This is a genomic window from Agarivorans sp., assembly GCF_050295395.1.
GTDB lineage: Bacteria > Pseudomonadota > Gammaproteobacteria > Enterobacterales > Celerinatantimonadaceae > Agarivorans.
The window spans coordinates 1-9,852 of the sequence record NZ_JBNKPP010000261.1 but is presented as its reverse complement, the minus strand read 5'-3'; the positions used below and the strand labels follow the sequence as shown (position 1 = coordinate 9,852).

Below are 9,852 nucleotides of genomic sequence, written 5' to 3'. Positions count from 1 at the left end.
AGATACACATTTGATAATGCCTGCTGGCCCCCGGTTTTTTTCGAACATCGAAATGGGCCTTTACTGGTGATACCACACGCCACTGCGGCTTGAACATGTGCACTTCGGCGCATTAGGTTTGTTACTTTGGTTCTCGGCTTTCGCCACTGTCGCCAGTAGCCATTCGCACTCTGCGCCTTATCCAATGATCTAGATCCACGCACAGTTGATAACAATTAGCGATCCTAAAATAGTATTTGTCCAGCGAGGGGGCCATGTTCACCAAGATCTGTCTTTGCGTAATAACTTGATCTTGACTCATGCTCACTCGCCAAAATCAATAAACTACCACTACACTAGTAAATCCAAAACCAGCAAGCTTTAGTTAAGGAGCAGAAATAAGCATGAGTGAACAGCATCAAGGCAGTTGTTTGTGTGGTCAGGTTCATTATTCAGTGAGTGGTGAGTTCGACAGCTTTTACCTGTGTTTTTGTCAGCATTGTCAAAAGGACAGTGGTTCGGCGCATGCGGCCAATTTGTTTTCTAGTCAGGCTAAGTTAACTTGGCTTAGTGGGGAAGCTTTAGTTCGCACTTACCAGTTGCCTAACAGTCGCCATGTGAAAAGCTTTTGTCAGCATTGTGGCTCGGCTTTACCGGCTCAACTGGAGGGGTTACTGCAAGTCCCCGCGGGGAGTGTCGATAGTGAGCTAGCACTAAAACCTAAGGGCAAAATCTTTATGGCTAGTGCGGCCAAGTGGCTTAATCACTTAGAGCAAGTGCCAAGTTATGAGGCGCTGCCCAAATAAGCCAGTGCGGCTAGCCGTGCTTGGGCGAGGGCAGCAGGCTTTGGCCTCGCTATAAGCAACAACAACGCGTTAATGCTGTTAAGCTCAGTTTAATTTACCTGCCATCACTGGCCCTAAGTGGTGTAGAGTAAGCTCTTGTTTGGAGCTAGCCCGTTAACTAGCCTAAGTAGAGAGAAATATATGGATGCAAAAAGTACCCTTGCGGCCTTGCTGGTGGTGTTTATTTGGGGTCTGAACTTTTCGGTGATTAAGTTTGGTCTTGAAGAGCTTCCGCCGATCATGTTTTCCGGTTTGCGGTTTTTAATTGTGGCAGTTCCTGCGGTGTTTTTTGTTCCTTTTCCTCGTACCTCTGTTTGGAATGTGCTTGGTGTGGGGGTATTCCTTGGGGTGCTTAAATTTAGCTTTTTGTTTGTGGCCATGCGCCAAGATATTTCGGCCGGTTTAGCGTCCTTATTACTACAAGCCCAGGTGGTATTTACCATATTACTTAGCCTGTTATTTTTTAGAGAGAAACTCACTGCTAGGCAGCTTGTGGGCGCTGTCATCGCGCTTGCTGGCTTTAGTTTTTTCTTCCAAGATACCGGCGGTAACGCCACGAGTTTAGGTTTGTTATTGGTACTGAGTGCGGCCCTGTTCTGGGCTATTTCCAACTTGATCATGAAAAGGGTAGCCAATAGTAACTTGCTGCACTTTATGGTGTGGGCCAGTTTAGTGCCGCCGCTGCCACTGTTTTTAGTGTCTTACTTTTTTGAAACTAAGCAGCCGCTGGCGCTGTTAATGGCTACCACGGCGCAGTCTTGGGGCGCACTGGTGTATGTGAGTTATATCTCTACCTTACTGGCCTTTTCGCTGTGGGCGTGGTTATTACGTCATCATCAAACGGCGGTGGTAACGCCTTTTGCCTTGTTAATCCCCATTGTAGGCATGCTTGGTTCAAGTATTTTGTTGGGTGAACGCCTGACTCAGTTTGAAGTGTTTGGCGGCATGTTGGTATTGCTGGGATTAGCAGTATTGCTCCTGACTCCCGCCGTTATTGTAAAGCTAAGCCGTCGCATCGGGCATAGTAGAGCCGAGTTGTAGGCTGGGCTTCATTAAGCGCAATGCAGTGCTAGCTTGCTAGTGGTCTAATTACAGCTTGAAAAACAAACTTAATATAAGGGCTTATGGCAATATTAGCCCTAATAGTTTGCTCCCATATTTCACCTAAACAATGTGCCAAGAACGTTTTTTGAGAGTCTGTGTTTCATAGACTAGTCTTATGCTAACTTAGATATAAGTAACTGATAATAAAAAATATTTAAATAATATCGCTGACAAATTAAGCAGCTGCTTATGAATCTGAAATCACATCTTAATGTGACCACCTTGGTGCTTTGAAAACATTAACTTGAAGCCGATACCCATATGCACGTAAATTAGCGCCATGTAAGCGCTTTCACGTTGAGGTAATCAGTATGCATTTTGATAATTTTTCAGAACAAAAAGTAGTAGGACAGTTTGTTGATTTGGCAGGCGAGCGATACTACAAAATCGCTAACGTTGACCAAATGGCACCGTTTTTTATTAGTGTTGTTTCAGCCAGTGATCATTGGTTGTTTATTTCTTCTACGGGCAGCTTATCTGCTGGTCGGATCCGCCCAGAGAACGCTCTTTTCCCTTATAAGTCGGTGGATTATATTCACGAGAGTGCCGAAAACACCGGTTCTAAAACCCTAGTAAGAGTAAATGGCGCACTGTGGGAACCGTTTAACCGTTATCACGATGGTTTGTATCAACTAGAGCGTAACCTATATAAAAACACCACTGGTGATAAGTTGCTGTTTGAAGAACTTAACCACAGCTTGGGTGTTAAGTTTCAATACAGTTGGCAAACCAGCGAACAATACGGTTTTGTTCGTCAGGCAGAAATAAGCAACATTGGCGAGCAAGACTGCGACATCGAGATAGTAGACGGTATTCAAAACATTCAGCCTTCTGGCGCTCCTTTGTCGACCATGCAAAGCGCTAGTTCATTGGTTGATGCGTATAAATGGAATGAACGTTTAGAGCAGGGGCCATTGGTACTGTATACCATGTATGCCAAGCTATCTGACCGTGCCGAACCGCTAGAATCCTTATTAGCCAGTTCTGTGTTCAGCTTAGATAGCGACGACAGTCAAATCTTGTTAAGCAGCAAACAACTTAACGCCTTCCGCCGTGGCCAGCCTCTAAACGATGAGCATTTAATTCGTGGCGAGCGTGGCAGTTACTTGCTAGCTAAAAGCTTCCGTTTGCCTGTACAGCAGCAGCGTGAGTGGTTGATTGTTGCCGATATTGATAAGAACCATCGTGCCGTTAGTCAACTACAAGCCGAACTTTCTTCAGTCGAAAGTTTAACTGAAGCCGTTAAATCTAGCGTTGCAGCTAACCAGCAAGAACTGGCCAATTTGATGTCGGGTGCCGATGCTTGGCAGCTTAGTGCCGAAGAGAATACCAGCGTTCATCACTATGCGAACGTTTTGTTCAACAGTATGCGCGGCGGGGTATTCGAAAACGGCTACATCTTAGATAAAACAGACGTAATTAATACCTTAAAGCAAACTAACCGCGAGGTGACCGAGCGTTACCTTGAAGCGTTAAATAGTTTGCCTGAGCAATTCTCTCACCAAGCCTTAATGGCCTTAGCTAAGCAAAGTAACGATGCCCAGCTATTACGCCTATGTGATGAATACATCCCACTTACTTTTGGCCGCCGCCATGGTGACCCAAGCCGCCCTTGGAACCATTTTGAAATTAAACTCAAAGATGACGCTGGCCAACGTTTGTTGTCTTATCAAGGCAACTGGCGCGACATTTTCCAAAACTGGGAAGCGCTAGCGCTAAGTTACCCTGGGTATATCAGTTCTTTCTTAGCTAAGTTTGTGAATGCGTCTACCGCAGATGGTTACAACCCTTATCGCATTACTAAGCAGGGTATTGACTGGGAAAAACCAGAAAGTGACGACCCATGGAGTAACATTGGTTATTGGGGCGACCACCAAATTATTTACTTGCTTAAGTTCTTAGAACAGCTTGATAAGTATCAACATGATCAATTACTAAATCTTCTTAGCAGTGAACAATTTAGCTACGCCAACGTTCCATATCGTTTAAGCGCTGTAGATCAATTGTTAGCCAACCCTAAAGACACGGTGAGTTTTGATGAAGAGCTAGATGCCGTTATTCAACAACGGGTAGCGACAATGGGCAGCGACGGACGTTTGCTATTAGATGCTCAGGGTCAGGTTTACCAGGTTAACCTGATGGAGAAAATATTGGTGCCATTGCTTACTAAACTTAGCAACTTAGTGATTGATGGCGGTATTTGGCTAAATACTCAGCGTCCAGAATGGAATGATGCGAATAACGCTATTGTGGGTAATGGTTTATCCATGGTGACGCTGTACTACATGCGCCGTTATGTTAGCTTCATGCAACAGTTGTTGGCCGACGCGCCAGAAGAGTTCAGCTTGTCGGCTGAAGTCGCCCAGTGGCTTGATAGCACCAGTACCATATTGCAACAAGCGCTGAACGCCATCGAACAAAATGCGGTGAACGACGAGCAACGTTATAGCTTCATGCTAGCCTTACAAAATGCAGCTAACGACTATCGTCAAAAGGTTTATTCGCAACAAGGCTTTAGCGCTAAAGCGAGTGTGCAACAAACAGCATTGAAGCAGCTAATGACAGTGTCGCTTAGTGTGTTAGATGCCTCTATTGCGAACAATCTACGCCCAGATGGTTTGTACAATGCTTACAACATTCTGAGTTTGACTGAAGACAAGGCGGAAATCTCGTATCTATATCCGATGTTAGAAGGTCAAGTAGCGATCCTTAGCGCTGGGGTATTAAGCCCTGAGCAAGCCGTGACGCTGACCGAGCAGTTATATAACAGTGATATGTATCGTGCTGATCAGCATACTTTCATGTTGTATCCTGACCGCGACCTCAATGGCTTTATGCAGAAAAACATCATTAGTGCAGAGCTGATTGCGGCTACTCCAGCGTTGCAGGCGATGGTGAGCGAGCAAGACCAACGTATTGTTATGCTAGATGAGCAAGGTAACTATCGTTTCCATGCCGCTTGCGACAACTCGGCTGGCTTAAGCAAGAAAATCGAACAGCTTAAAGCAGACTACAGCAACCTTACTCCAAGTGATTGGAAGGCGCTGGAGAAAACTTATGAGCAGGTTTTCAATCATAAGGCCTTTACTGGACGCTCTGGCACCATGTTTGGCTATGAAGGTTTGGGCTGTATCTACTGGCACATGGTGTCGAAGCTATTACTGGCGGTACAAGAGAACTACCTTAAAGCCCGCGAGCTAGATGCCGCTTCGCCTGCTACTCAACGTTTGGCGCAACTGTATTACCAAGTACGCCAGGGTATTGGCTTTAACAAAACACCAGATAACTATGGCGCATTCCCTTGTGACCCTTATTCACACACACCGAAACAAGCTGGTGCTCAGCAACCGGGTATGACTGGACAGGTGAAAGAAGAGGTGATTAGCCGATTCACTGAGCTGGGTATTGAAGTGGCAAATGGCGCTATTAATATCAAGCCGAGTTTGCTTAAAGCGAATGAGTTTTTAAGCCAAGACGCTGTCTTCCACTGGAAAAATCTAGCTGGCGAAGACCGCCAATGCGAACTGAGCGCTGGACAGTTGGCCTTTACTTTATGCCAAGTGCCGTTTGTTTACACTTGTAGCGACGACTCAGAACCCGCCATTGTTTGCCATTTAGCTAACGGTGAAACTCATCAGGTGAGTGGTTTAAGCTTACCGCAAAGCTTAAGCCAGCAGTTATTTGCTCGACTAGGTGAGATAGTGAAAGTGGAAGTGAGTTTGAATTCTCAAGCTATCGCACAGTTTTAGCCGTTGGCTAAGCTAAGTCTTTAACGTTTAAAACCGAGTCGCGCATTGCTGCTCGGTTTTTTTTGCTCAAAAAAAGGCCCGCATAAAGCGGGCAAAGGTTTAGTTTTAGAGAGAATAACTATGCTAAATAAAAAGCTTAAACACCAAATTCAGCTTTAATTTGTTCTAACCAACCGGCTAAACGTTCGCTATGTAGCTCACTTTGGTTGTCGTTATCTAATACCAGACCGGCAAACTTACCGTTGTCTAGTAGCGCGGCAGAGTCGTCAAACTCATAACCGTCTGCAGGCCATTCACCTACTAGCTCGGCGCCGGTTTCACATATGGCGTCATATAACTCACCTAAGCCATCAACAAACTCGCTAGAGTAGTTCACTTGGTCACCTAAACCGTAAAGCGCTACTTTAATGCCAGATAAATCGGCGTCATCGAGTTGTGGAAGAAACTCATCCCAGCTTTCAGCCTGACAATCGGCAGCTAGGCCGGGCAGTTGGCCTTCGCCTAGGGTGGGCGTACCTAGAATCAACATTTTGTAAGAACTTAAAGTGTCTATATCGACACGGTTAATGTTAAGCGGCTTATCGGCAAGATCTTCGCCTAATTGCTTATGGATCATCTTAGCAATCTTGCGAGTGGTGCCGGTATCCGTCCCAAAAAATATACCTATATCTGCCATGATACGTGCTCCTTGAATGTCTGGCTTAGTTGCTCTATTGCAATAAGCAAACCAAATAAAAAACAACTAAAAAACAAAAGCTTACATAGCGTCAAAATAGCCTTGCACCACACTTTGTAGCAAACATGACAGCTGAGAAGACAACAAATGTGGGTTTTGTAACGGTGGTTAGGCTAGCGTCTAATCGCTTTAGTGAAGATGTTGGATGAAGATTGAGCTAGCTAGTTGTTGCGGCTCTCTTACACTCAAGTTTACGATGAGCTGCCATTAATTTAACAAGGGCAAACTAGAGTAAATCGTTCATGCGTTGTTTCAGTTCTTGGTCGCTTAAATGGAGGATAGGCGCTCTTTTGAGTCATCTATTTAGTTGACCAAAGTGTGGTAAAAGATAAGCTTTTAGCATAACTAACATCTATTAAGATTGATTACTTTATCGCCTTAATACTCGTTATTAGCATCCAATGAACTCAGATTAATGGTCTATAAATGGGTTGGCCCTTAGCCGAGCGACGGCTAGGTCAATAAACGATCGAATCTTTGCATGAGCTTGTCGCCCTTCTATATGAACGATGCTGACCGGTAGTGGGGGCGGTTGGTAGTTAGCTAATACGCGAGTTAGCGAGCCATTTTTCAATTCCTCACCAACTTGATAAGACATTAGCCGGGTTATGCCAAGACCTTGCTTGGCGGCTTCAATTGCTGCGCCATTTTGCGAGCACTGCAGACGCGGGTTGACTTTTGTGCTTGTCTTGCCCGTTGCTGATTCAAACTGCCATGTAGTTGAAGGCTCTACGGTAGAGGCTTGAATGATTTCATGATTGACTAGCTCGTTAGGGTGTTTGGGGCTTCCATGTTTTTCTAAATATCGCGGCGAAGCACAGAGTACCCGATGAACGCTACCAACAGGAATAGCATAGATGCTGGAATCTTTAAGCTGGCCAATCCGAATCGCGATGTCTAAACCTTCATCGAGTAAGTTACTGATTCTATCATAGAAAACTGCGCGTACCGATACTGAAGGGTGTTGTTGTAAATACTCGGTAATCACTGAGGTGACATGGAGCTGTCCAAACAGCACGGGGGCTGTAATGGTTAACAGGCCTTTAGGTTCGGTGTAGCTTCCCGATACTGCGGCTACGCTCTGGTCGACATCGTCTAAGATCCGCTTGGCATCTTGATAAAAACGAATACCTGAATCGGTTAAGCGAACATGGCGTGTGGTTCTATTGAAAAGACGAACGCCCAAGGTTTTTTCAAATTGGGCGATAGATCGGGTAACAGCAGGCGCAGAAATACCTAGCTTACGGCTAGCCGCAACAAAGCTATTAGCTTGTGTTACCTCAACAAAAACGCGCATTGCCTCTAGCTTATCCATATCTGATGACCAATCTCAGTGCTTGATTATTTCAAATATCGTAACAGACAATTAAAAGGTGCCCTAATTATGTTTCTTTAGGTTAATTGTATGCTGGGTTCTCTTATCAGGAAAACACAGGAGTTACCCATGTCTCGTATATCTACACCTATATCTATCGCGGCTGCGCCAGCGGCTTCCAAGGCATCGCTTGAAGCCGTTAACAATCTTTTAGGAACAGTTCCCAACTTGTTTCGAATTGTGGCAAACAGCCCTAAAACCTTGGAAGGTTATTTAGCGTTGAACGGCGCGCTTGGCCAAGGAGCGTTGAACGCTCAAACCCGCGAACGGATTGCACTAGCTGTCGCGGAGGTGAATGGCTGCAATTACTGTCTGGCTGCGCATCAATATCTTGGTAGCAACTTGGCAAAATTGGATGAGGCCGAAATTGAAGCTAACCGTCGTGGGACTTCCTCAGACGAAAAAGCAGCTGCGGCAGTTGGTTTTGCCGTTAAGATTGTTAAATATCGCGGCAAGCTGTCTGACAGTGATTTTGAAGCGGTTCGTTCAGCGGGCTACAGCGATGAAGAAATTGTCGAAATTGTTGGCCATGTGGCATTAAACACATTAACTAACTACATCAACGAAGTTCTCGGTACCGAAATTGATTTTCCGGCGGTAGAAACGTTGGCTGTATAGTATTTTAGCTCGTTTAAGGGGTGGGATTTACCACCCCTTACTTGCAGTTAATTTAAGATGTTGAGCTATGGCTTAACCAAACAAAATAACACGGCTTCAGATTACCAGGTGAATGCGCAATGTCTTAAACCTGCTGTTGAGCAGCGATGGTTAACTCTTGGTATTGTTCGTATCATTGCCAACGTTGGTGTATGAGGGTAAGCATTTGGCCTAAGGGCCTGATTTTAAAATCCAAACTGCGCTTTAGACCCTTCATAGATTTAACTCTACAAAGGTATTAATCTCACCGTTGTTGCTGTGCTTGTGCAGTTGTTTTGCCCATTACTCGTCGTCATCATCATCATCGATGGGCGGCTTCCAAGTGATAGGGCGGTATATTTCCACTCTATCTCCTGCCACTAATTGGGTTTCTAGGGTGACAAACTTGCCAAATACCCCGACTTTTTGTTTATCCAGTTGGATTTCCGGGCAGAGATCTAAGATCCCCGACTGATGCAGCGCATTAATCACGCTGCTTTCTTCTACCACATCAACATTTATGCAGAGTTGTTGTTCGGGGGTGGCGTAGGCAATACTGACTAACATAAGGCCTTCTCCTAATGGGTTGATGGTGCGCAGCAACTGGCGCTTTCACTGGATTTTACTGCTCGGGCACTCAGCTTGTTTTGTAGCTGCCTGTGCAAGCTAAGCAAAATGCCTAATACAATGAAGCCGCCGGGGGGCAAAATCACCAACAGCAAGCCGCGGTAATCAGGAATGACGGTAAATTCTATGGCTTTAAAAGCCGAGCCTAAAAGAATATGGGCGTCGGCGAATAAGGTCCCAGAGCCAATAATTTCGCGAATGCCACCCAAAAATACCAGGACCCAGGTAAAACCGATGCCCATGGCTAAACCATCTACTACCGCCGGTAAAGGCGCTTGGCGGCTGGCAAAAGATTCTACTCGGCCCAAGATGGCACAGTTGGTGACAATCAATGGAATAAATAAACCCAGCACCTTGTGTAGCGGGTGAACCCAGGCGTTAAGTACCATGTCGGTAATGGTAACTAGGGTGGCAATCATCAAAATGTTGATGGGAATACGCACCGCGCGGCTAACATAGTTTTTAGTTAAGGCGGTGATCAGGTTAGATAATACCATCACCGCTAGAGTGGCCAGCCCTAAGCCTAAGCCGTTAGTGGCGCTAGAGGTAACCGCGAGTAGCGGACACAGCGCTAAACACTGGCCTAGTACCACGTTATTGTTCCACAGGCCGTCAGCAATAATCGTTTTATACTGGCTCATATTAACTTCCTTGTTGCTGAGTATTTAAGTCGAGCAGGGCTTGGTGTACCGCATTGACCACGGCGCGTGGGGTAATGGTGGCACCGGTGAATTGGTCAAATTGACCACCGTCTTTTTTCACTGCCCATTGTTTAGTGGTGGTATTGTTTAAGTCTTTGCC

The 9,852-nt window shown here is 45.5% G+C and carries 9 protein-coding genes and 1 pseudogene; 4 read left to right on the top strand and 6 right to left on the bottom strand.

Annotated elements, in window-relative coordinates; all coding sequences use genetic code 11:
* Positions 1-313 (bottom strand): annotated as a pseudogene (locus tag ACQY6Q_RS15305) (group II intron maturase-specific domain-containing protein); the annotation flags it as partial.
* Between the two features lie 70 nt (positions 314-383).
* On the opposite strand from ACQY6Q_RS15305, the gene ACQY6Q_RS15300 reads away from it, so the two are divergent.
* From ACQY6Q_RS15300 to ACQY6Q_RS15290, 3 genes are all read left to right on the top strand, one after another.
* The gene (locus tag ACQY6Q_RS15300; protein WP_427982681.1) at positions 384-785 is read left to right on the top strand and encodes a GFA family protein; all 402 of its coding nucleotides are present in this window, start codon (positions 384-386) and stop codon (positions 783-785) included.
* A 180-nt stretch (positions 786-965) separates the two neighbouring features.
* Entirely contained in the window at positions 966-1,865 is a 900-nt protein-coding gene (locus ACQY6Q_RS15295) for an EamA family transporter (protein ID WP_427982680.1), read from the top strand.
* A gap of 374 nt (positions 1,866-2,239) precedes the next feature.
* Complete coding sequence (locus tag ACQY6Q_RS15290) at positions 2,240-5,677, top strand: hypothetical protein (protein ID WP_427982677.1); 3,438 nt, start codon at positions 2,240-2,242, stop codon at positions 5,675-5,677.
* 136 nt (positions 5,678-5,813) lie between these two features.
* On the opposite strand, the gene ACQY6Q_RS15285 is transcribed toward ACQY6Q_RS15290, so the two are convergent.
* The gene (locus tag ACQY6Q_RS15285; RefSeq protein WP_055731609.1) at positions 5,814-6,353 is read right to left on the bottom strand and encodes a flavodoxin; all 540 of its coding nucleotides are present in this window, start codon (positions 6,351-6,353) and stop codon (positions 5,814-5,816) included.
* A gap of 472 nt (positions 6,354-6,825) precedes the next feature.
* Positions 6,826-7,728 (bottom strand): LysR family transcriptional regulator, encoded by a 903-nt coding sequence (locus ACQY6Q_RS15280; RefSeq protein ID WP_427982674.1) that lies wholly within the window; start codon positions 7,726-7,728, stop codon positions 6,826-6,828.
* Between the two features lie 129 nt (positions 7,729-7,857).
* Between ACQY6Q_RS15280 and ACQY6Q_RS15275 the strand changes: the two genes are divergently transcribed.
* Entirely contained in the window at positions 7,858-8,406 is a 549-nt protein-coding gene (locus tag ACQY6Q_RS15275; protein ID WP_427982672.1) for a carboxymuconolactone decarboxylase family protein, read from the top strand.
* Between the two features lie 321 nt (positions 8,407-8,727).
* Here the strand turns inward: ACQY6Q_RS15275 and ACQY6Q_RS15270 are convergent, their stop codons facing one another.
* From ACQY6Q_RS15270 to ACQY6Q_RS15260, 3 genes are all read right to left on the bottom strand, one after another.
* A complete protein-coding gene (locus ACQY6Q_RS15270; RefSeq protein WP_427982670.1) occupies positions 8,728-8,991 on the bottom strand; it encodes an RnfH family protein in 264 nt (87 codons plus the stop codon).
* An 11-nt stretch (positions 8,992-9,002) separates the two neighbouring features.
* Positions 9,003-9,692 carry an electron transport complex subunit E gene (locus ACQY6Q_RS15265; protein ID WP_427982668.1) on the bottom strand — a complete coding sequence of 230 codons (690 nt, stop codon included), beginning with the start codon at positions 9,690-9,692 and terminating at the stop codon, positions 9,003-9,005.
* Between the two features lies 1 nt (position 9,693).
* A partial coding sequence (locus ACQY6Q_RS15260; protein ID WP_427982683.1) for an FMN-binding protein occupies positions 9,694-9,852 on the bottom strand: 159 nt, incomplete at its 5' end.